20 protein-coding genes are annotated in these 20,704 nt (G+C 70.9%); 12 read left to right on the forward strand and 8 right to left on the reverse strand.

Features of this window, described 5'->3' with window-relative positions; genetic code table 11:
• The first annotated feature begins 80 nt into the window (after window positions 1–80).
• From F6B42_RS13495 to F6B42_RS13505, 3 genes are read left to right on the forward strand one after another with little or no spacing between them, the layout of a single operon-like run.
• The gene (locus F6B42_RS13495) at window positions 81–1,436 is read left to right on the forward strand and encodes a carbohydrate ABC transporter permease (RefSeq protein ID WP_150420188.1); all 1,356 of its coding nucleotides are present in this window, start codon (window positions 81–83) and stop codon (window positions 1,434–1,436) included.
• Window positions 1,436–2,278 (forward strand): sugar ABC transporter permease, encoded by an 843-nt coding sequence (locus F6B42_RS13500; protein ID WP_150420189.1) that lies wholly within the window; start codon window positions 1,436–1,438, stop codon window positions 2,276–2,278. Before F6B42_RS13495 ends, F6B42_RS13500 begins: the two co-directional genes overlap by 1 nt.
• Window positions 2,275–3,591 carry a cellulase-like family protein gene (locus tag F6B42_RS13505; protein ID WP_150420190.1) on the forward strand — a complete coding sequence of 439 codons (1,317 nt, stop codon included), beginning with the start codon at window positions 2,275–2,277 and terminating at the stop codon, window positions 3,589–3,591. Before F6B42_RS13500 ends, F6B42_RS13505 begins: the two co-directional genes overlap by 4 nt.
• Before the next feature lie 24 nt (window positions 3,592–3,615).
• Here the strand turns inward: F6B42_RS13505 and F6B42_RS13510 are convergent, their stop codons facing one another.
• Entirely contained in the window at window positions 3,616–4,560 is a 945-nt protein-coding gene (locus tag F6B42_RS13510) for an FAD-dependent oxidoreductase (protein ID WP_150420191.1), read from the reverse strand.
• 2 nt (window positions 4,561–4,562) lie between these two features.
• Window positions 4,563–4,913, reverse strand: a complete 351-nt coding sequence (locus F6B42_RS13515) for a LysR family transcriptional regulator (protein ID WP_150420192.1) — start codon at window positions 4,911–4,913, stop codon at window positions 4,563–4,565.
• A 65-nt stretch (window positions 4,914–4,978) separates the two neighbouring features.
• Here F6B42_RS13515 and F6B42_RS13520 point away from each other — a divergent pair, with 65 nt between their 5' ends.
• From F6B42_RS13520 to F6B42_RS13530, 3 genes are all read left to right on the forward strand, one after another.
• Complete coding sequence (locus F6B42_RS13520) at window positions 4,979–6,790, forward strand: DEAD/DEAH box helicase (protein ID WP_150420193.1); 1,812 nt, start codon at window positions 4,979–4,981, stop codon at window positions 6,788–6,790.
• A gap of 115 nt (window positions 6,791–6,905) precedes the next feature.
• The gene (locus F6B42_RS13525) at window positions 6,906–7,052 is read left to right on the forward strand and encodes a hypothetical protein (RefSeq protein WP_223878509.1); all 147 of its coding nucleotides are present in this window, start codon (window positions 6,906–6,908) and stop codon (window positions 7,050–7,052) included.
• Window positions 7,049–7,960, forward strand: coding sequence for an SDR family NAD(P)-dependent oxidoreductase (locus F6B42_RS13530; protein ID WP_150420194.1), 912 nt, complete (start codon window positions 7,049–7,051; stop codon window positions 7,958–7,960). The genes F6B42_RS13525 and F6B42_RS13530 overlap by 4 nt, the downstream gene beginning before the upstream one ends.
• Here F6B42_RS13530 and F6B42_RS13535 read toward each other — a convergent pair.
• From F6B42_RS13535 to F6B42_RS13545, 3 genes are all read right to left on the reverse strand, one after another.
• Complete coding sequence (locus F6B42_RS13535; RefSeq protein ID WP_223878510.1) at window positions 7,957–8,547, reverse strand: hypothetical protein; 591 nt, start codon at window positions 8,545–8,547, stop codon at window positions 7,957–7,959. The two genes, F6B42_RS13530 and F6B42_RS13535, sit on opposite strands and share 4 nt — an antisense overlap.
• Before the next feature lie 6 nt (window positions 8,548–8,553).
• Window positions 8,554–9,702, reverse strand: a complete 1,149-nt coding sequence (locus F6B42_RS13540; RefSeq protein ID WP_150420195.1) for a zinc-dependent alcohol dehydrogenase — start codon at window positions 9,700–9,702, stop codon at window positions 8,554–8,556.
• Between the two features lie 130 nt (window positions 9,703–9,832).
• Complete coding sequence (locus F6B42_RS13545; protein ID WP_150420196.1) at window positions 9,833–10,705, reverse strand: manganese catalase family protein; 873 nt, start codon at window positions 10,703–10,705, stop codon at window positions 9,833–9,835.
• A 232-nt stretch (window positions 10,706–10,937) separates the two neighbouring features.
• Here F6B42_RS13545 and F6B42_RS13550 point away from each other — a divergent pair, with 232 nt between their 5' ends.
• Both F6B42_RS13550 and F6B42_RS13555 read left to right on the forward strand, forming a co-directional pair.
• Window positions 10,938–11,699 (forward strand): MBL fold metallo-hydrolase, encoded by a 762-nt coding sequence (locus tag F6B42_RS13550; RefSeq protein WP_150420197.1) that lies wholly within the window; start codon window positions 10,938–10,940, stop codon window positions 11,697–11,699.
• Between the two features lie 119 nt (window positions 11,700–11,818).
• Window positions 11,819–12,658: an SDR family oxidoreductase gene (locus F6B42_RS13555; RefSeq protein WP_150420198.1), complete on the forward strand. Its 840-nt coding sequence runs from the start codon at window positions 11,819–11,821 to the stop codon at window positions 12,656–12,658.
• A 20-nt stretch (window positions 12,659–12,678) separates the two neighbouring features.
• Here the strand turns inward: F6B42_RS13555 and F6B42_RS13560 are convergent, their stop codons facing one another.
• The gene (locus F6B42_RS13560; RefSeq protein ID WP_150420199.1) at window positions 12,679–13,044 is read right to left on the reverse strand and encodes a histone-like nucleoid-structuring protein Lsr2; all 366 of its coding nucleotides are present in this window, start codon (window positions 13,042–13,044) and stop codon (window positions 12,679–12,681) included.
• Window positions 13,045–13,066: 22 nt separating this feature from the next.
• The gene (locus tag F6B42_RS13565) at window positions 13,067–13,885 is read right to left on the reverse strand and encodes a LuxR C-terminal-related transcriptional regulator (protein WP_396652471.1); all 819 of its coding nucleotides are present in this window, start codon (window positions 13,883–13,885) and stop codon (window positions 13,067–13,069) included.
• Between the two features lie 162 nt (window positions 13,886–14,047).
• Between F6B42_RS13565 and F6B42_RS13570 the strand changes: the two genes are divergently transcribed.
• Both F6B42_RS13570 and F6B42_RS13575 read left to right on the forward strand, forming a co-directional pair.
• Window positions 14,048–14,398 carry a DUF485 domain-containing protein gene (locus F6B42_RS13570; RefSeq protein WP_150420201.1) on the forward strand — a complete coding sequence of 117 codons (351 nt, stop codon included), beginning with the start codon at window positions 14,048–14,050 and terminating at the stop codon, window positions 14,396–14,398.
• 50 nt (window positions 14,399–14,448) lie between these two features.
• Window positions 14,449–16,044 carry a solute symporter family protein gene (locus F6B42_RS13575; protein WP_150420301.1) on the forward strand — a complete coding sequence of 532 codons (1,596 nt, stop codon included), beginning with the start codon at window positions 14,449–14,451 and terminating at the stop codon, window positions 16,042–16,044.
• A 58-nt stretch (window positions 16,045–16,102) separates the two neighbouring features.
• On the opposite strand, the gene F6B42_RS13580 is transcribed toward F6B42_RS13575, so the two are convergent.
• Window positions 16,103–16,624, reverse strand: a complete 522-nt coding sequence (locus tag F6B42_RS13580) for a methylated-DNA--[protein]-cysteine S-methyltransferase (RefSeq protein ID WP_150420202.1) — start codon at window positions 16,622–16,624, stop codon at window positions 16,103–16,105.
• A gap of 237 nt (window positions 16,625–16,861) precedes the next feature.
• On the opposite strand from F6B42_RS13580, the gene F6B42_RS13585 reads away from it, so the two are divergent.
• On the forward strand, window positions 16,862–20,518 hold the full coding sequence (locus F6B42_RS13585) for an AAA family ATPase (protein ID WP_223878511.1): 3,657 nt from the start codon (window positions 16,862–16,864) through the stop codon (window positions 20,516–20,518).
• Window positions 20,505–20,699 carry a hypothetical protein gene (locus tag F6B42_RS13590; protein WP_150420204.1) on the forward strand — a complete coding sequence of 65 codons (195 nt, stop codon included), beginning with the start codon at window positions 20,505–20,507 and terminating at the stop codon, window positions 20,697–20,699. Before F6B42_RS13585 ends, F6B42_RS13590 begins: the two co-directional genes overlap by 14 nt.
• The last annotated feature ends 5 nt before the right edge of the window (window positions 20,700–20,704 follow it).

Below are 20,704 nucleotides of genomic sequence, written 5' to 3' on the forward strand. Positions count from 1 at the left end.
CACCGTCCATGCAGCGGCGCTCCCGCCCTTCGCTCCGGCGAACGCGCGGGGGCGTCGCTGCCCGGAGAAGGGTTCACGACATGTCGCTTCTGACGCGACGACCGGCTGACGAGGCGACGCGCCCCGCCACCCCGTCCACCCCCGCCCCCGACGCCCGACGGGTGCGTCTGCTGGCACTGGCGTTCATGGGGCTCGCCCACATGACCGTGCTCAAGCAGCGGTACAAGGGAGCCGCGTTCGCCGCGGTCGAGGTGCTCTTCCTCGTCGCCTCCCCGGCGCTCATCGGCAACGTCGTGGGCATGATCACCCTCGGCACCCCGCAGCCCGAGCTGCCGGTGCGCGAGCGCGACAACTCGCTGTTCATGCTCATCGACGGCGTCCTCGCCGCCGCCGTGATCGCGGTCTTCCTCGCCGTCTACGGCATCTCGGTGCGCAGCGCCATGCTCGACCACCGCCTCGGCGTGAACCGGGAGAAGACGTCGGCGCGCCGGCAGCTCTCGGCGATCACGACGCGAGCGTTCCCGGTGCTCGGTCTCGCGCCGATGATCCTGCTGATCCTGTTCTTCGTCTTCGTGCCGCTGGTCTTCTCGGCGCTCGTGGCCTTCACCAACTACTCCTCGCCGAACAACATCCCGCCCGCCAACACGGTCGACTGGGTCGGCTTCGACAACTTCGCCGCGATGTTCGGCGGCGACCAGCTCTGGGCGGGCGCCCTCGTGCGCGTCTTCATCTGGACGGTCGTGTGGGCGGTGCTCGCGGTCGGCACGTGCTTCTTCGGCGGCATGATCCTCGCGGTCATCCTCAACGAGTCGAACTTCCGCATCAAGCCGATCTTCCAGGCGATCTTCATCCTCCCGTACGCCATCCCGGCGGTCGTGTCGCTGCTGGTGTGGCGCAACATGCTCAACGGCGCGTTCGGATCGGTCAACAAGCTCCTGCTCGATCTCGGCATCATCGACACCGCCATCCCGTGGCTCACCGAGCCGACCCTCGCCCGCTTCACCGTCGTACTGATCAACCTGTGGTGCGGGTTCCCCTACTTCATGCTGCTCACGATGAGCGCCATGACCGCCATCCCGCAGGACGTCCGCGAAGCCGCGGCACTCGACGGGGCCACCGGCATCCAGCGGTTCCGCTTCGTCACGTTCCCGCTCGTGCTCTTCCAGACGGCGCCGCTGCTGATCATGTCGTTCGCCGCCAACTTCAACAACTTCGGCGCGATCTACTTCCTCACCAACGGCGGACCCAACGAGGCCGACACGACGCGGACGGGCGCCGGTTCGACCGACATCCTCGTCAGCTGGATCTACAAGATCACGATCGAACTGCTCCAGTACAACTACGGAGCGGTCATCGCCGTCGTCATCTTCCTCGTGCTCGCGCCGTTCGCGATCCTGCAGTTCCGCCGCACCAAGGCCTTCAAGGGAGAACTGTGATGCGCATCGACAAACTCGGCGCCGCGGTCTGGACCACCGTCGTCATCATCGGCTGCGTGATGCTGTCGATCGTGGTGATCTGGCCGATCCTGTTCACGCTCAGCTCGGCCGTCTCGCCGGGCCGGTCGGCGGCGGCCCTCTCGCCCATCCCGTTCGCGAACGGGTTCACGCTCGACAACTTCTCGAAGCTGTTCACGCAGACCCTCTACCCGCAGTGGTTCCTGAACTCGTTCATCATCGCCGCGTGCACGTGCATCGGAACGCTCGTGATCGCCTCGCTCTCGGCGTACGTCTTCTCGCGCTTCTCGTTCACGTTCAAGGGGTCCCTGCTCACGAGCATGATCGTGCTGCAGATCTTCCCCTCGTTCGTCGGCATGATCGCGGTCTACGTGATCCTCATGCGCATCGGCGCCCTCGACACCCTCTGGGGGCTCGTGCTCGTCTACCTCGCGGGCAACCTGCCCTACAGCATCTGGCTCGTGAAGAGCTACCTCGACACGATCCCGCACGGCCTCGACGAGGCGGCCCGACTCGACGGAGCGTCGCACTTGCGGACCTTCGCGACGATCATCATGCCGATCGCCAAGCCGATCCTGATCTTCCTCGCCGTCACGACGTTCGCTGCTCCCTGGATGGACTTCATCTTTCCGAAGCTCGTGCTGCGCAGCCCCGAGATGCAGACCCTCGCGCTCGGCCTCGTCAGCTTCGTCTCGCAGAAGAACAGCGATTTCACCGCCTTCGCCGCCGGTGCGATCATCGTGGCGATCCCGTTCATGATCTTCTTCCTCGCCACCCAGAAATCCCTCATCACCTCGCTGTCGACCGGAGCCCTCAAAGAATGACGACGCCGATCCGGGCTTACCAGCCCGTGCCGATCCCCGCCCATCTCCCCGAGAAGCTGACCATCACCCTGTGGGACTTCTCGTGGTACGTCCGCACCGGTGCGGGGGAGCCCTTCGCCGACCTGGAGGCGGCAGCCGCGGACGCCGTCGCCCGCGGCTACAACACGGTGCGCATCTGCGCGATGCCGTTCCTGCTGTTCGGCACCGACATCGACACGTCCGATCTCGAGCTCGACCGGCTCGGCGGCGCGTACGCCCAGAACGTGCGCTGGTACGACGTCGCATCGCCGACTCGCATCGACGCGCGCGCCCATCTGCTCGAGCTGTTCCGCGTGCTGAAGCGTCACGACATGTTCGTGATCCTCTCGTCGTGGGAGTACCAGCAGTCGTCGGTGTTCGCGACGGATCCGGCCTGGTGGGACGCGCTGCGCGCCGTCGCGCCCGATGACCGTCCGCTCCGTCTCGCCGAGAGCCTCGCCGATCTCGTGGCCTTCGTCGCCGCGGAGGGCCTCGACGACCGCATCGCGTTCACCGAGCTGCACAACGAGGTTCAGGCCGGCTACCTCGGCGAAGGGCTGCCGGACGCCGCCGTCGACCCCGACGCGGCGATCGCCGCGCTGACGCCCCGGCTCGACCGCGGCCTCGCCGCCTTCCATGCGCGTCACCCCGCGCATCCCGTCACCGTCAACTACGCCGGCGTGCCGGTCGGCGCGATGCGCACCCTCCCGCGCGAGATGGACGTGCTCGTCACCCACCCGTACGTCTACGGCGTGCTCGACGAGATCACCGCGGCGTTCGATCTGCGGGGGAGTCTGGCCGACTTCCCGGTCGAGGCCGTGCGCGCGGCGGGCCTCCTCCGCGCCGATGCGCCCGAGCCGACGAGCTGGGTGCTCCCCGACGAGGTGTCGTGGAAGATGCAGGCGACCATCGTCGGCAAGCCCGAGATCTACCTCATGGACTGGGTGGATGCCGCGGCGTTCGACCGCTTCCTCTACGAGCGCTACCAGGTGCACCACCACGAGATGGTGCTGAAGCTGAAGCTGTGGCTCGACGTCGCCGCCGACCGCGCGGCGGAACGCGGCATCCCGACCGTCTTCGGCGAAGGCTGGGTCGGCTACACGCCGCTTCACGGCGACTTCGAGGAGGGACCGATCGGAGCGCAGTTCTGCCGGCTCGCGATCGAGGAGTCGGTGCGCATCGGCGCGTGGGGAACGCTCGTCTGCTCGAACGCCGCCCCGCATCATCCGATGTGGCAGGACGTCGCACTCCAGCGCGAGTGCAACGACCGCTTCCTGGCTTCGGCGCGGGCCTGATCGGGGCCGTCGATCTCCCCGCCGTCAGGCGAGCAGATCGCGGACGTACGCGGCGGTGCCCCACGAGAGCGTGACTCCGGCGCCGCCGTGTCCGTACGCGGCGATGACCGGGTCGGCCCGGCCCGCCAGACGGTGTCGCGGGACGGCCTCGATGCGGACGGTCGGGCGTGCTGGCCGAAGGCCCGCGGCGGCCCCCAGCACCGGTTGGCCGGCGAGTTCCGGGACGAGCGCGCAGGCGCGTCGGAGGATGTCGGCCTGCGTCTGCGCGTCGATGCCGACGTCGTCGCTCTCGACGGCGATGCCGCCGACCACGACATCGGAAATCCGGGGGAAGACGTAGGTGAGCCCGTCGGGATTCCCGTCGTCGGTCACCCATCGCGTGAGCCCCGGGTTGGCCACTCGCACGATCTGGCCGCGGACGGGGGACGTGCTCTCCTCATCGTCCAGGAGGTCGCTGCCGCGCAACCCCGCGGCGATGACCACCGGGCCCGTCAGCTCGTCCAGCGCCTGGATCCGGCGCCGCTCGAATTCGACCCCGAGCCGGGCCGTCTGCGTGCGCAGCCACGGCAGGTACTGCGGGATCTCGATCATCGGCAGAGTCGCGACGAGCCCCGAGCTCGCACCCCCGCGCAGCTGCGACCGCGTCGCCTCGCGCACGTCCGGAAGCCCGTGTGCCCAGGCGCGGTCCGGCGTGTCCGTGCGCTCGAGCACGACGCCCTCGCTCATGCGGACACCGGTGCCCGGGTCCTCCGCGAGCGCCGCGAACCGCTGGAACGACGGAGCGAGCAGGTCGGGCACCTCGGCAGCGAGAGCGGCGTGGAACGGGAACCACAGTGCCGCGGCCACCGCGGAGACCGTGTCGGGCGTGTCGACGTCGGCGATGACGCGCACGTGGTGTCCCGCAGACGCGAGCTCGTGCGCGACGCTCAGACCGATCACGCCGGCGCCGACGACCGTGACGGGCGCCATCGTCAGCGACCCTGGCGCTTCTTGTAGGGCTTCGGCTGACCCTTCACGATGGGTGCGCGGCCCTTCCCCTTCGACGCCTTCGCCTTGCCGCCGCCGCCGGTCGGCTTCGCCTTCTCGGGAGGGGGCGGCGCGACCGCCAGCTCGGCGCGCGCGTCCTCGAGGAGGAGCTTCCCGGCCGGGGTGAGCCGCGGCCGCGATCCGTCGCGGACGAACAGCGGCGTGCCCGCTTCGACCTCGAGCCGCTCGATCGACGAGTAGAGCACGGCGAGCGAGACGCCGAGCGCTTCGGCGGTGCGCGGGAAGTGCAGCTCGTCGGCGGCGGCGACGAATCGGGCCAGATCGCGGATCTTCATCACTCCCAGCGTACGGTTCGCGGTTCGCAGCCACACGATCGGGGGCGCACGGATTACCCTGAAGGGTGTCAACTTCTGCTGAGCCCACCACCGCCCCCGCCGCCGACGAGCCGCCCGTCGTCACTTTCCGTGACCTGGGACTCGGGGAGCCGGTGCTGAAGGCCCTCTCCGACGTCGGGTACGAAACGCCGTCGGCCATCCAGGCGGCGACCATCCCGACGCTCCTCGGCGGACGCGACGTCGTGGGCCTGGCGCAGACCGGCACCGGCAAGACGGCGGCCTTCGCGCTGCCGATCCTCGACCGGCTCGACCTGACGCAGAAGACGCCGCAGGCCCTGGTGCTCGCGCCGACCCGCGAACTCGCGCTGCAGGTCTGCGAGGCGTTCGAGAAGTACGCGGCTCGCACGAAGGGCGTGCACGTGCTCCCCGTCTACGGCGGACAGGGCTACGGCGTGCAGCTCTCGGCCCTGCGCCGCGGCGTCCACGTCATCGTCGGGACGCCCGGTCGCATCATGGACCACCTCGACAAGGGCACGCTCGACCTCTCCGAGCTGAAGTACCTCGTGCTCGACGAGGCCGACGAGATGCTGAAGATGGGCTTCGCCGAGGACGTCGAGACGATCCTCGCCGACACCCCCGACACCAAGCAGGTCGCGCTCTTCTCCGCGACCATGCCGGCCGCCATCCGCCGCATGTCGAAGCAGTACCTCAACGATCCCGAGGAGATCACCGTCGCGTCCAAGACGACGACGTCCTCGACGATCACGCAGCGCTACCTCATCGTGTCGTACCAGCAGAAGATCGACGCGCTCACCCGCATCCTCGAGGTCGAGAACTTCGAGGCGATGATCGTCTTCGCGCGCACCAAGAGCGCGACCGAGGAGGTCGCCGAGAAGCTCCGCGCCCGCGGATACTCCGCCGCCGCGATCAACGGCGACGTCGCCCAGATCCAGCGCGAGCGGACCGTCAACCAGCTGAAGTCGGGCAAGCTCGACATCCTCGTCGCCACCGACGTCGCCGCGCGCGGCCTCGATGTCGAGCGCATCTCGCACGTCGTGAACTTCGACATCTCGACCGACACCGAGTCCTACGTCCACCGCATCGGCCGCACCGGTCGCGCCGGCCGCACCGGCGATGCCATCAGCTTCGTGACGCCGCGCGAGCGCGGACTCGTGAACGCGATCGAGCGGGCGACCCGGCAGCCGCTCACGCAGATGCAGCTGCCGAGCGTCGACGAGGTCAACGTCACGCGCCTGTCGCGTTTCGACGACGGCATCACCGCCGCCCTCGGCGAGACCGAGCGCATCGACCGCTTCCGCGACATCGTCGCCCACTACGTCCGCCACCATGACGTGCCCGAGGTGGATGTCGCCGCAGCCCTCGCCGTCGTCGCGCAGGGCGAGACCCCGCTGCTGCTCGAGCCCGATCCGGAGCCGCGTGCGCGCGCCCCGCGCGAGGACCGCTTCGACCGGGGCGACCGCGACCGCGGCGATCGGGGCGATCGCGGGTTCGACCGCGGTGACCGGCCGGATCGTCGGCCGCGCAACCCGAACATGACGACCTATCGGATCGCCGTCGGCAAGCGCCACCGCGTGGAGCCGCGGCAGATCGTCGGCGCGCTCGCGAACGAGGGCGGCCTGAGCCGCGGCGACTTCGGTGCGATCCAGATCCGCCCCGACTTCTCGCTCGTCGAGCTGCCGAACGACCTGCCCCAGTCGACCCTCGATCGCCTGAGCGACACCCGCATCTCGGGCAAGGCCATCGAGATCCGCGTCGACACGGGCGGGCCCAGCCGGCGCCCGCGCGAGGGCGGGAACGACCGCTTCGATCGCGACGATCGTCCGCCGCGCAAGCCCCGCCACCGCGACGGCGCCTGACGCCCGACCGGAGTGCTCGGCGGCGTGGGCGCAACCCCCGTTCGCCCCGGACGCGTCAGCGGCACAGTGGGGGTGTCCCGAGAACTCGGGGCTTCCCACTGATCGGAGTATGCGCATGACCTCTGACGACAACGGTCGCACCGACCACGACGCCGACGACCACGACGCCGACGACAGCGCGGCAGCCGCCGGCTCCGAGTCGCCCGAAGAGGGCGCCGAGGCCGAGGAAGCCGCGGAGGACGCACGCACGGACACCCCGTGACGCGGCGGCGCGGCCCCGCTCGCCTCAGCGGGCTCGCGGGGCGCACCGTCGTCATCGTCGGGGCCTCGAGCGGCATCGGGCGCGGTGTCGCGCTCCGCGCGGCGCAGTTCGGCGCCGACGTCGTCGTCTTCGGTCGCCGCGGCGAGGCGTTGCGGACGCTGACGGATCGGATCGCGGACGCCGGTGGGCGCGCCCATGCGGTGGTCGGCGATGCCGCCCGCCCGGGCGACCTCGAACGCCTCGCCGACGAGGCCGAGGCCGCATTCGGTCCGATCGACGTCTGGATCGGCAACGCCGGCGTCGGCTCGCTCGGGCTGTTCTGGGACGTGCCGATCGACGACCACGTCCGTGTGGTCGAGACGAACCTGATCGGCGCGATGCGGGGTGCTCACATCGCTCTGCGGAGGTTCGTCGACCGGGGCGAAGGCGTTCTCGTCAACACTGCTTCGGTCGAGAGCGTCGTGCCGCTCGCCTACCAGGCGTCGTACGCCGCGACGAAGGCGGGCCTGCTGAGCCTCACCCGCACCCTCCGGCAGGAGCTGCGACTCGCGGGGGCGAGCGGCGTCTCGGTCGGAGCCGTGCTGCCGTGGGCGGTTCGCACCCCGTTCTGGCGCCACGCCGGCATCCACACGGGGCGTGAGCTGCGGATGCCGCTCATGGACGAGCCCGAACCCGTGGTCGACGCGATCCTGCACGTCTGCCTGTCCCCGCGCGAGCGTCAGCCGGTCGGCTGGAAGGCGCGGATCGCCCTCGTCGGCCACCGTCTCGCGCCCGGCGTCACGGCGCACGCCGCGGCGGACGTCGCTCGCGCGTGCCTGCGTCGCGGGCGCCCGACTCCCACCAGCTCGGGCGCGGTCCGGCATCCGCTCGACGACCCGGCCACGGTCGCCGAGACACCGCGACGTTAGCGGCGGCCGACGACGCGGCGCACGATGCGATACCCGCCCCATGCTGCGAGCAGCCAGGGGCCGGCGACCAGGATCGGATCGAGCCACGTGTGTCGGAGGTCGATGCGTCCCCGGCCGAAGCGGGAGCGCAGCGGATGCCGGCGCGACTCCGACAGCACCCCGGTCTGGGTGATCGGGTTGTCGGGCCGCATCGTCGCGAGCGACCGGGCATGCGCACCGATGGCCTCGACCCGGTCGCCGAGGATGAGCAGGAGCCAGTGCGCGGCGCGGCCCTCGCTGAAGCGGCCGTACGCGAGACGGCGGATGCGGCCGGACACGCCGTGCAGGGGCTGCGCCGTGCCGTACACGGGGGTGAGGAACGCGTGCTCGATCGAGCGTTCGCGGCGGGAATCGAGCGGCTGGCGGTCGGGAAGAGCGTCGGCGACCCCCGGATCGGGATCGTGCTCCTGCGGCCACGACGGCCGGTCGGCGGGGTCGGCGTCGGCGCCCCAGCCCGGGATGCGTGCCCGCAGCGCGGCTCGGTCGACGCGCGGGTGGTCGAGCGAGGCGATGTACGGCGTGGGGATGTCGTCGATGGGTCCGGGCATGCGAGGTCAGCCTTCCGAGGGGACGACGACCGTCTTGATGCAGTCATCGAGCTTGGACGAGAACATGTGGTACCCCTCGGCGATGTGGTCGAGGGGGACGCGGTGGGTGATCAGGTCTCGCGGTGAGATGTATCCCGCGCGGATGTGCTCGAACAGGCGCGGCCACTGGCGCTTGACGGGGGCCTGGTTCATCCGCAGCGTGAGGCCCTTGTTGAGGGCGTCGCCGAACTTCACCGCGCTGAAGAGTGGGCCGTAGGCGCCGATGACCGACACCCGCCCGCCCTTGCGGGCACCGTCGATGGCCCAGTTGAGCGCGACGGGGGAGCCGCCCTGCAGCTTCAGCTTCGCGGATGTCACGTGCTGGGTGACGTTCCCGTCCGCCTCGGCTCCGACCGCGTCGATGACGACGTCGGCCCCCAGGTGATCGGTCATCCTCTTCATCTGCACGACCACGTCGCGGTGCTCCGAGATGTTCACCGTCTCGGCGTGCGCGAATTCGCGAGCCTTCGCGAGGCGGTAGTCGAGATGATCGATCGAGATGACGCGTCCGGCTCCCATGAGCCACGCCGACTGGGCCGCGGCGAGCCCGACCGGTCCGGCCCCGAGCACGACGACGGTCTCGCCCTCGGCGATCTCGCCGAGCTGGGCGCCGAAGTACCCCGTCGAGTAGGCGTCGGTGAGCAGAAGGGCGTCCTCATCCGACATCCAGTCCGGGATGACGGTGGGCCCGACGTCGGCGAAGGGGACGCGCACGAGTTCCGCCTGTCCGCCGTCGTACCCGCCCGCCGTGTGCGAGTAGCCGTAGATGCCGCCGACCGCCGTGGCGTTGGCGTTGACGTTGTGGCAGTTGGAGAACAGGCCGCGGGCGCAGAAGAAGCAGCGTCCGCAGAAGATGTTGAAGGGCACCATCACGCGGTCGCCGACCTTCAGGTTCGTCACCGCCCCGCCGAGCCGCTCGACGACGCCGACGAACTCGTGACCGAAGGTGTGGCCGATCCGGGTGTCGGGCATCATCCCGTGGTAAAGGTGCAGGTCCGACCCGCAGATCGCGGCGAGCGTGACCCGCACGATCGCATCGTGGGGGTGTTCGATGCGCGGGTCGGGTTTGTTCTCGACGCGGATCTTGTACGGGCCGCGGTAGGTCATCGCCTTCATCGGAAGCCTTTCTGGTGGAGACCTGGGCGCCGATGCAAGGGATCCCGATCGCCGCGCCGCCCAGCCGGATGTTCGGGCGGGGTGGCGAGAGAGATCCCTTGCATCGCGGCGCAGTCGCTGGGCGTGGGGATCAGAGCTTGTCGCGGATGACGCCCTCGGCCTTGTCGATGATGTTCGGCTTCGCGTCGGTGCCGTAGAAGCGGGGGTCGGGCTGCGTGGGCGGCGGCATCGGCACCGAGGTGTCGGGTCCGTCGAGGTAGGTGAACTCGCCCTTGCCGTCCGGGGTCGGCCCCGAGGCCCACGAGCCTTCGGCCGCGGCCGCGCCGTCGGAGAAGTTGATGTACTTGTACGCGTGCTCGCGCGCCTCGTTCGAGAGCGGGAAGTTCGACGGCACCGGCAGGTCCTCCACCCCTTCTTCGCGCAGCTCCTGCGCCGCGCGGATCCACTGGTTCTGGTGCATCGTGTCGCGGGCGAGGAGGAACGAGAGCATGTCGCGCACGCCCTTGTCGTCGGTCATGTTGTAGATCCGCGCCACCTGGACGCGGCCCTGCATCTCAGCGTTGGCGTTCGCGGTGAAGTCCGCGAGCAGGTTGCCGCTCGCCGTCACATACGATCCCTGCCAGGGGTTGCCGTTGGAGTCGACCGGGCGCGCGCCGGCGCCGGCGACGATCGCCGCCTGGACGTCCATGCCGCCGATGACCGCACCGAGCACGGGGTCGGACTTGGCCGCGGCCTCGGACTGCTCGGCGGGCGCCTTCTCGAGCAGCTGGGCGATCATGATCGCCAGCATCTCGACGTGTCCGAACTCCTCCGCGCCGATGCCGTAGAGCAGGTCGCGGTACTTGCCCGGGATGTGGGCGTTCCAGGCCTGGAAGCCGTACTGCATCGCCACGGTGATCTCGCCGTACTGGCCGCCGAGCACCTCCTGCATGCGCCGCGCGAAGATCGCGTCGGGCTTCTCGGGACGTGCGTCGAACTGCAGCTCTTGACGATGAAAGAACATGTCGCCTCCTGGGGGTCGGCCGAACGCCGAGTGCGCCGGCGCGGCGACCGTACGATCGCCCGGACCGCCCCGCCACGGGCCTTGACTCATCGTCGAGGCGGTGCGACCATCGCGCCCGCGACGACGCCGGACCCCGATCGGATGCCGCGACCGGCTCCCGGGGGCGAAGCTGTCAACCCCCGGGCGCCCACCGCTGCGTCGCCGCAGGATCGGCCGAACGAAAGGGAGGACCATGGCCGATCACCGTCCCCGGATCACCCGCGTCGCCAACGGCGTGCTCCAGCTCGAGCGCGGCGGCGTCAACGCGTATCTCGTCGCCTCCGACGGAGCTCTCGTGCTCATCGACGCGGGACTGCCGCGCACCTGGCCGCTACTGCAGGAGGCTCTCGCATCCCTCGGTGCGCAGGCGTCCGACATCGACGCGGTCCTCCTCACGCACGGTCACTTCGACCACGTGGGGATGTGCGACCGCCTCGTCGAGGAGTACCACCTCGTCCCGAACGTGCACGCGGGCGACGAGGAGCTCGTCCGTCATCCCTACCGATACGCGCACGAGTCCGCACGCTTCCCGTACCCCTTCCGCTATCCCGGCGCGCTGCCCATCCTCGCGCGCATGGTCGCGGGCGGTGCTCTCGGCGTGAAGGGGGTGCACGCAGCGCCGACGGTGGTCGCGGGGAGCTCGATCCCGCTCGCGGGCGGCATCCTGCCGATCGGGACGCCCGGGCACACCGACGGTCATTGCGCCTACCTGCTCGAGCGCACCGGCATCCTCTTCACCGGCGATGCGCTCGTGACCCTCGATCCGTACACCGGTCGCACCGGACCGCGCGTCGTCGCACGCGCCGCGACCGCGCGCAGCGACGAGGCGCTCGGATCGCTGGGCGCGCTCGCCGAGACCGGAGCGCACCTCGTTCTGCCCGGCCACGGCTCGGCGTGGTCCGACGGCGGCGTCGGTACGGCCGTGACCATCGCGCACTCACGCGGCGTCGACTGACTCCTCTCGACCGTGCGGCGCCGAGAGGACGTTCTCGACCGAGCGCTGCCGGTGTCAACCCCCGTGCGTCGCGACCGCGTTCCGGGATCGAGTGGGGGGCACTGACCGACGAGAGAGGGATGACCATGGAACCCCAGCAGCAGCGTGTCCCGGGATCCGACCAGGAGATGTCGCCGAAGCCCGACTTCGGTGAGGACAGCTACCGCGGCTCCGGGCGGCTCGAGGGCAAGCGCGCGCTCATCACCGGCGGCGACAGCGGCATCGGCAAGGCCGTCGCCCTCGCGTTCGCCCGCGAAGGCGCGGACGTGGCGATCAGCTACCTCGACGAGCACGAGGATGCCGAGGAGGCCCGCCGTTTCGTCGAGGACGCGGGACGGCGAGCCGTCCTGATCCCGGGCGACCTCTCCGACCCCGCGCACTGCCGCGAGGCGGTGCGGCGCACCGTCGAGGAGCTCGGCGGCATCGACATCCTCGTCAGCAACGCCGCGTACCAGATGAACCGCGAGAGCCTCGAAGAGATCCCCGACGAGGAATGGGACTTCACGTGGGCGACGAACGTCGACGCCTACTTCCACCTCGTCAAGGCGGCGCTTCCGCACCTGGAGCCGGGCTCGTCGATCATCGGGTCGAGCTCCGTGCAGTCCGACCAGCCGTCGCCGAACCTCCTGCCGTACGCGGCGACCAAGGCGGCGATCGCGAGCATCACGGCGTCGCTCGCGCAGATGCTGGGGGAGCGCGGCATCCGTGCCAACAGCGTCGCGCCGGGGCCCGTCTGGACCCCGCTCATCCCGGCGACGCTTCCGGCCGAGGCCGTCGAGAGCTTCGGCGAGCAGACGCCGCTCGGGCGCCCGGGCCAGCCGGCCGAGCTGGCGCCGGCCTACGTGCTGCTCGCATCCGACGACGCGTCCTACATCTCGGGGGCTCGCCTCGCCGTGACCGGAGGCAAGCCCATCCTGTGACGCCGGGTCGCCGGCCGAGGTCAGTGCGCGGCGTCGTAGGCGTCGAGGACCTCGGCCGGCACGCGGCCGCGCTCGGAGAGCGTGTAGCCGTTGTCGGCCGCCCACTGGCGGATGGGCGCGTAGTCGCGCTGTCCCGCCCGCTTCTGCTTGCGGCCGCCGCCCGAGGCGGACCGGCCGCCCGTGGCGTTCGACGTGCGGGCCGAGACGCGGCGCGCCGCGTCGATGTATCGCGCGAGCGAGTCGCGGAGCTGCGCGGCGTTCTCGTCGGTCAGGTCGATCTCGTAGGCGATGCCGTCGAGCGAGAACAGCACCGTCTCGCCGTCGCCGACCTCCAGGACGCTGCCGTCGAGGTCGTCCACGAGCTGATGCACGATTTTGCGGGCCATGGCGAACACCTTAGCCGCCTGATCAGGGCAGAAGACCGATTCGGCGCGCGCGAGCCACTGCGGCGTGGCGCGTCGACGCGTCGAGCTTCGCCATCGCCGCCTGGAGGTAGGACTTCACGGTCCCTTCCTTGAGATCGAGCGTCGCGGCGATCTGCGCGTTCGTCGACCCGAGCGCACAGCACGCCAGCACGTCGAGCTCGCGCGGCGACAGCTGCGCCTCGGCGGCGGTCGCCGGCTCCGCGCCGTCGCGGGCGACGGCTGCCAGGCGCTGCTCGATCACGGCGATGCGCCCGCGCACCTCCGGGTCGGTGACGGCGGCGGCGATCGTGCGGAGCTCGGCGAAGCTCTCTCGCAGATCCTCGCGCGCGGCGGCCGACAACCCGGCGGCGGTCTCCGCAGTGGGCGCGAGGCTGAGGCGGCGCTGCACCTCGTCGCGGATGCGCAGCTCGGTCGCGATGGCGTCGGCGGCCTGGAAGGCGGGGCGGACGACCGCGTCGCCGACGGGCGCCTGCGACCAGGAGCCGCAATAGAGGATGCCGCGCGCCCGCCCCGCGGTCATGATCGGAACCGCGACGAGGGTCGCGATGCCCTCGCCGAGGATCGCGCGGTCGTAGTCGTGCGTGATCGAACGCGCGGTGCGGTAGTCGAGCGCGAGACGGGGTCGCTTCTCGACCATCGCCGCACCGCCGAGGCCCCGCCCGGTGCGGACGACGAGGTCGTCGATGGCGTGCGAACGTGCACCGGCGATGGCGCTCACCGTCACGGCGCCGCCGGTCTCGAGACCGCCGAACACGACCGGGAACCGGGTGGTCCGCGCCAGGTCGTCCACCGCTCGCGACACGAGCTGAGAGTCGATCTCGGATGTCGCCGGCGCCGCCACGCACTACCTACTTCCGGGGGTGACGGCCTCGTCGCCGCCTTTCGTAGCGTCGACCCTACCACCGCGATCCGTCGAGGCGGACGGTCGCCGGCTCCCACGTTCACCCGGAGGCAAGGAGGCCCCATGAACGCATCCCGCACCGATCAACCGCCCCCCGGAAGGATCGATTATCCCGCCGTCGAGCAGTCGGCGCCGTTCCGCGAGCTCAAGCGCAAGCACCGCAGCTTCGTGTGGCCGCTCACGGTCGTGTTCCTGCTCTGGTACTTCGTCTACGTGCTGCTGTCGTCCTTCGCCGCTGACTTCATGGCCCAGCGCGTGTGGGGCGACGTCACGGTGGGTCTGATCCTCGGGCTCGGCCAGTTCGTCAGCACCTTCGCGATCACGATGGGCTACGTCTGGTACGCCAACCACAAGCTCGACCCGATCTCGGCGTCGATCCGCGAGGACCTCGAGCGGACGGAGGCCGCCTCGTGAACGACTTCTTCGACGCCGTCCGCGGCGCTGCCGGCACCGCCGTCGACGCGGTGGTGGCCGCAGGCGACACCGTCGACAACAACCCGGTGCTCAACATCTCGATCTTCGGCGCGTTCGTCGCGGTGACCCTGTTCATCGTCATCCGCGCCAGCCGCAACAACAAGACCGCCGCCGACTACTACGCCGCCGGACGGTCGTTCACGGGACCGCAGAACGGTTTCGCGATCGCCGGCGACTATCTGTCGGCGGCATCCTTCCTCGGCATCTGCGGCGCGATCGCCATCAACGGGTACGACGGGTTCCTCTACTCGATCGGCTTCCTCGTCGCCTGGCTCGTCGCCTTGCTGCTGGTGGCCGAGCTCATGCGCAACACCGGCAAGTTCACGATGGCCGACGTGCTGTCGTTCCGGCTGAAGCAGACGCCGGTGCGGATGGCCGCGGCCATCACGACGCTCGCCGTGTGCTTCTTCTATCTCCTGGCGCAGATGGCCGGGGCCGGCGGGCTCGTGTCGCTGCTGCTCGGCATCACCGAGCAGATCGGTCAGTCGATCGTCGTGGCCGTCGTCGGCGTGCTCATGATCGTGTACGTCCTCATCGGCGGGATGAAGGGCACGACCTGGGTGCAGATCGTCAAGGCCTTCCTCCTCATCGGCGGCGCGCTCGTGATGACGATCTGGGTGCTCGCGATCAACGGGTTCAGCCTGAACACGCTGCTCGAGAGCGCGGTCGCCGCCTCGCCGCGCGGCGAGGCCATCCTCGGCCCCGGGCTGCAGTACGGCGCGAACCCGTGGGACTTCATCTCGCTCGCGCTCGCCCTGGTGCTCGGCACGGCGGGCCTGCCGCACGTGCTGATGCGCTTCTACACCGTCCCGACGGCGAAGGAGGCGCGTCGCTCCGTCGTCTGGGCGATCTGGCTCATCGGCCTGTTCTACCTCCTGACGCTCGTGCTCGGCTACGGCGCCGGGGCCCTCGTCGGCCCGGAGGCGATCGCCGCCGCGCCGGGTGGCGTGAACTCGGCCGCGCCGCTGCTGGCGCTCCAGCTGGGAGGACCGATCCTGCTGGGCTTCATCTCGGCGGTCGCGTTCGCGACGATCCTCGCGGTCGTCGCCGGCCTCACGATCACCGCGGCGGCGTCGTTCGCCCACGACATCTACGCGAACGTCGTGAAGAAGGGGAACGTCCCGCCGGACGGCGAGGTGAAGGTCGCCCGCCGGACGGTCATCGTCATCGGCATCCTGGCGATCGTCGGCGGCATCGGCGTGCAGGGCCAGAACGTCGCGTTCCTGGTGGCCCTCGCGTTCGCCGTCGCCGCCTCGGCCAACCTGCCGACGATCATCTACTCCCTCTTCTGGCGCGGATTCACGACCCGCGGTGCGGTGTGGAGCATGTACGGCGGACTCGCCGCGGCGATCATCCTCATCGTGCTCTCGCCCGTGTTCTGGGGAACGGAGACGAGCGTCTTCAAGAACACCGGAGCCGCCATCTGGCCGCTGAACAACCCAGGGATCGTGTCGATCCCGCTCGGGTTCATCCTCGGCTGGATCGGTTCGGTCACCGAGCGCCGGGAAGAGGATCCCGTCAAGGCCGCCGAGATGGATGTGCGCTCGCTCACGGGCCACGGCGCCGAGAAGGCGGTCGACCACTAGGCCGGAACGGCGGCCCCGGACACCACCTGTCCGGGGCCACCGTCGGTTCCGCCGCGGCCTACACGCGGGCGGGTCGGATGCCTGCCTCGAGATCGAGCAGGAACCGCTTGCGCTCGGGGTGGCCGCCGTACTCCCCGATCGATCCGTCGCTGCGGACCACGCGGTGCGCCGGCACGACGATCGAGATCGGCGTGCGCGCACAAGCCGATCCGACCGCGCGATGCGCGCGCGGAGAACCGACCGCCGCGGCGACCTCGCCGTACGACGCGACCTCCCCGTAGGGGATCTCGCAGACGGCCTGCAGGGCGTCGCGGGCGAACCCCGGCGCCGTCAGGCGCCAGTCGATCGGGACTGCGAACGCGCGGCTCCGCCCGGCGAAGTACGCGTCGAGCTCGGCGGTGACGGATGCGGCCGACGCGGGATCGTGCGCCGGTGACGTTCTGAGCGCGAGCGCGATGTCGGTGAGGGCGGCGGCCGAGGGAGCGTCGAGCAGCGAGAGCGCGACGAGCCCATCGTCGGTGAGCACGATCAGGGCATCGCCGATCGGCGTGGGATGCACGGTGAACACGGCGCGGGTCATAGGGACATCTTGACCGTCGTCGCCGATGCGGCCCGCGCGCCGAGCGCTGCCGGTGGATCGTCCCCCGCATCCGGATGCCGGGGAGGAGCGGCGAAACCGGCGGCGTGTCGGAATTCGCGCGAAACTCGCACGGGCTGAGCGGCGCGGGGGAGGATCCGGCTTAGGGTGTCTGCTGTGTGGCGAGGAGAACGAGGAGCCGTCCGTCCGGACGAGACCCAGGGAAGCGGGGACGATCCGGTGACCCCCTCGCAGCTGAGTCTGGCCGACGAGGACGTCAGCGTCATCCACGTCGCCGAGCCCGAGCGCGACCGCATCCGCGTGCAGGCGGCTCACCTGGGCGGCCGTTCGACGCTGCTGCAGTACGTCGTCTCGGACGACGCCGGCATCGACATCACCAAGGCCCACCCCGGAAGCCTGCCGCAGTTCATCACCGGGCGCTCGACCCTGCTCTCGAACCTCTTCCGCGATGAGGTCGCGCTGCGGACGGCGCGTCTCGCCGCCGGGCGGATCACCGCGAAGGACGTCGAGCTGCGCACCACCCGCGGGCTCGACACCGTCCATCTCGGTGTCGGCTTCGCGACGTGGCGCTCGGGCGGGGTCACCTACACGGCTCCGGTGCTGCTGCGGCCGCTCGCCATCCGCCGGCACCACGGCGACTTCGACCTGAAGCTGCACGGCTCGTTCGCGGTCAACCCCGAGCTCGTCGAGGTGGCGCGCACGCACTTCGGCATCGACATCGACCGGCGAGGTCTCGCCGCCCTCGCGTACGAGGGCGGGGTGTTCAAGCCGCAGCCGGTCATCGACCACCTCCGGGCGCTCACCGCGCACGTCGAGACGTTCACGGTGCAGCCGCGCCTGATCGTCTCGACCTTCGCCGACGTCTCCGCCCGCGCCGAGCGCGACGCGGCGGACCTGGACGTGCCGGTCATCAACGCGCTCGCCGGCCACGACGCCGACCGCGAGCTCGTGGCCATGAGTCACCCCGTGCCCGACCCCGTTCCCGCCGACGACCGGCCCCCGGCATCCGATCGGCTCCTCCTCGACGCCGACGCCGAGCAGGAGGGCGTCCTCGAGCGCATCGTGGCCGGGCAGTCGCTCGTCGTCCACACGCTGCCAGGCACCGGGGGGACGCAGACGATCATCAACGCCGTCGGCGAGCTCGTCCGCCGGGGCAAGCGCGTCCTCGTCGTGAGCGCTCGGCGCTCGACCCTCGAAGGCGTCCGCCATCGCCTGTCGGGCATCGGCCTGCCGGGACTCGCCGTCTCGCCGCGCAGCGTGCACCGCGACCTCATCCGGGCGATCGCGCGCAACGAGAAGGCGCAGCAGCCCAAGATGGGCGAGATCGACGACGCGCTCGTGCGGCTGCGCGGCGTCCTGCGCGACTACCGCGTCGCCCTGACGCAGCGGCATCCGCAGCTCGGGGTCTCACCGCTCGAGGTGCTGCAGAAGCTCACGACGATCGCCGCGCAGACGCCGCAACCCGCGGCCGCGACCCGGTTCGACCTCACGACGCTCCAGCGGCTCTCGACGCGCCGCGCCGAGGCCGCGACTTCGCTGGCGACCGCCGCGCGACTGGGGGAGTTCCGCTTCGGGCCCGATGACTCGCCGTGGTACGGCGTCGCCTTCGACACCACCGAGCAGGCGCGCTCGGCGCACGCCCTCGCGACGCGTCTGCACCGGTCCGAGATCCCCGAGATCCTCGAGCGCGCCTACGAGCTCATCGGACAGACCCGGATGCGGCCGTTCACGACGCTCGCCGAACTGGGCTCCTACATCCGGCTGCTGCAGGGCATCCGCGCCTCGCTCGACCGGTTCAGCCTCACGGTGTTCGAGCGGCCGCTCGACGACCTCATCGAGGCGCATTCGACCCGGCGCGACACCCCCGACATGAACGGCGCGAACCGTCGTCGCCTGCGCCGCCTGTCGAAGGAGTACGTGCGCCCGGGCATGCACGTCACCGACATGCACGATGCGCTCGTGCGCGTGCAGCAGCAGCGGACGCAGTGGCAGAACCTCGCCGAGGTCGGAGTCGTGCCGCAGATCCCCGCCGGGCTCGACGGTGTCGCCACGCTCTGGCAGCGCGTCGACGCCGACCTGAGCGAACTCTCGCGCGTGCTCGGCCCGGGCCACGACCTGCTCGCGACGCCGATCCCCGATCTCGTGCGCACCCTCGCCGGGCTCGCCGCCGAGTCCGACGTGTTCGACAACCTCGTCGAGCGCGCCACGCTGCGCAGCGATCTCGCCGCGCTCGGTCTCGACGCCCTGCTGACCGAGCTGTCGGTGCGGCACGTTCCCGAGGCCGACGTGGCGGGGGAGTTCGAGTTCGCCTGGTGGCAATCGGCGCTCGAGGCGATGCTCCGCACCGACCGTGCGCTGCTCGGTGCGAACACGAGCGTCGTCGACCGACTCGAACGCGACTTCCGTCTCGTCGACGAGGCCCACGCCGCCTCGGCCGGACAGCAGCTGGCCGCCGAACTGGCGACGCGGTGGAAGATCGCGATCGTCGACGAGGCCGACGAGACCGCCGTCCTGAAGTCCGCGCTGCGAGAGGGAACGGCCTCGGCGGCCGAGCTCCTCTCGGCGGCACCGAAGCTGCTCCGCTCCCTCGCCCCGGTCTGGCTCGCGTCGCCGTACGAGGTCTCCGCGCTCCCGGCGCGTCCGGTGTTCGACGTCGTCCTGGTGGCGGATGCCGCGGCGCTCAGCGTCGCCGAGTCGGCCGCGGCGCTCCGGCGCGGCCGACAGGTCGTCGCCTTCGGCGACCCGGTGACCCAGCGTCCGACGCCGTTCGAGATCGCGGCCGACCGCGATGCGTCCGATGACGCGCCGACCGAGCTCGAGGAGCGCTCGGTGTTCGAGCGACTCGCCGACATCGTCCCGGTCGAGACCCTCACGCGCAGCTACCGCGCCGGCGGCGAGGACCTCGCCGAGCTCGTCAACGAGGCCTTCTACGGCGGCGAGATCGTGTCGTTCCCCTGGGCCGGGTCCTATCTCGGCCGCGGCAGCCTGAGCGTCGACTACGTCGAGGGCGGTGTCGGTGCGCCCGATCCGGTGTCCGGCGCCGTCGAGAGCCCCGACGCCGAGGTCGCCCGCGTCGTGACCCTCGTCGTCGAGCACGCGATCAACCGCCCCGCCGAGTCGCTCATGGTCGTCACGGCCTCGACGAAGCACGCGCTGCGCATCCGAGCCGCCGTCGAGGCGGCCTTCGCGGGTCGTTCCGACGTCGCGGAGTTCGTCGGTCGCGAGACCGCCGAGCCGTTCGCCGTGCTCGGTCTCGAGGAGTCGGTCGCCGAGAGCCGCGACCGCGTCGTCTTCTCGCTCGGGTATGGGCTCACCCGCCACGGCCGCGTCCTCAGCGACTTCGGCGTGCTCTCGGGTGCCGACGGCGAACGGCTGCTGACCGTCGGGATGACGCGGGCCCGCCGCTCGATGGTGATCGTGTCGTCGATCCGGCCCTCCGCGTTCGACGACGGACGTCTCGAGAACGGGGCCGCGACGCTCATGTCGATCCTCGGTGGCATCGCCGCGCGCGCCCGCGAGGCGCGGCTCGAGGATCTCGCCGACCCGCTGACCCTCGTTCTCGCGCAGCACCTGCGGAGTCTCGGCGTCGCCGTCGACGTCGCCTACCGCGGTCTGCTGCCGCTGGTGGCCCAGCGCGACGGCAAGGCCGTCGTCGTCGAGGGCGACCCCGAGACCATCGGACAGTCGCTGCGCGAATCGCTCCGGCTGCGTCCGCAGATCCTCCGGCGCCTGGGCTGGCACTACATCCGCGTCCACTCGTTCGACCTGTACAGCGACCCGGCCGGTGTCGCCGCGCGCGTCGCGGCGATCCTCGGCGTCGAGCCGGAGGCGCCGGTCGCCGAGGCGACGACCGAGCCGCTCGATGTCATCGAGTGACCGGCAGCGGGTCGAGCGCGTCGGCCCGCGCCGGGCGCGGCTGACGCCGGCACCCGACACGACGGCCGAGCCGGTCGCGTCCGATCAGACGACGGATGCCCCGGGCGGCCACGACGGCGCACCCGGGGCATCCGGCCCGAACGACGAGCGCATGCGGAACGACGTCCCGCCGCACTACTGATCGGC

The organism is Microbacterium radiodurans, assembly GCF_008710705.1.
Taxonomy (GTDB): Bacteria; Actinomycetota; Actinomycetes; order Actinomycetales; family Microbacteriaceae; genus Microbacterium; species Microbacterium radiodurans.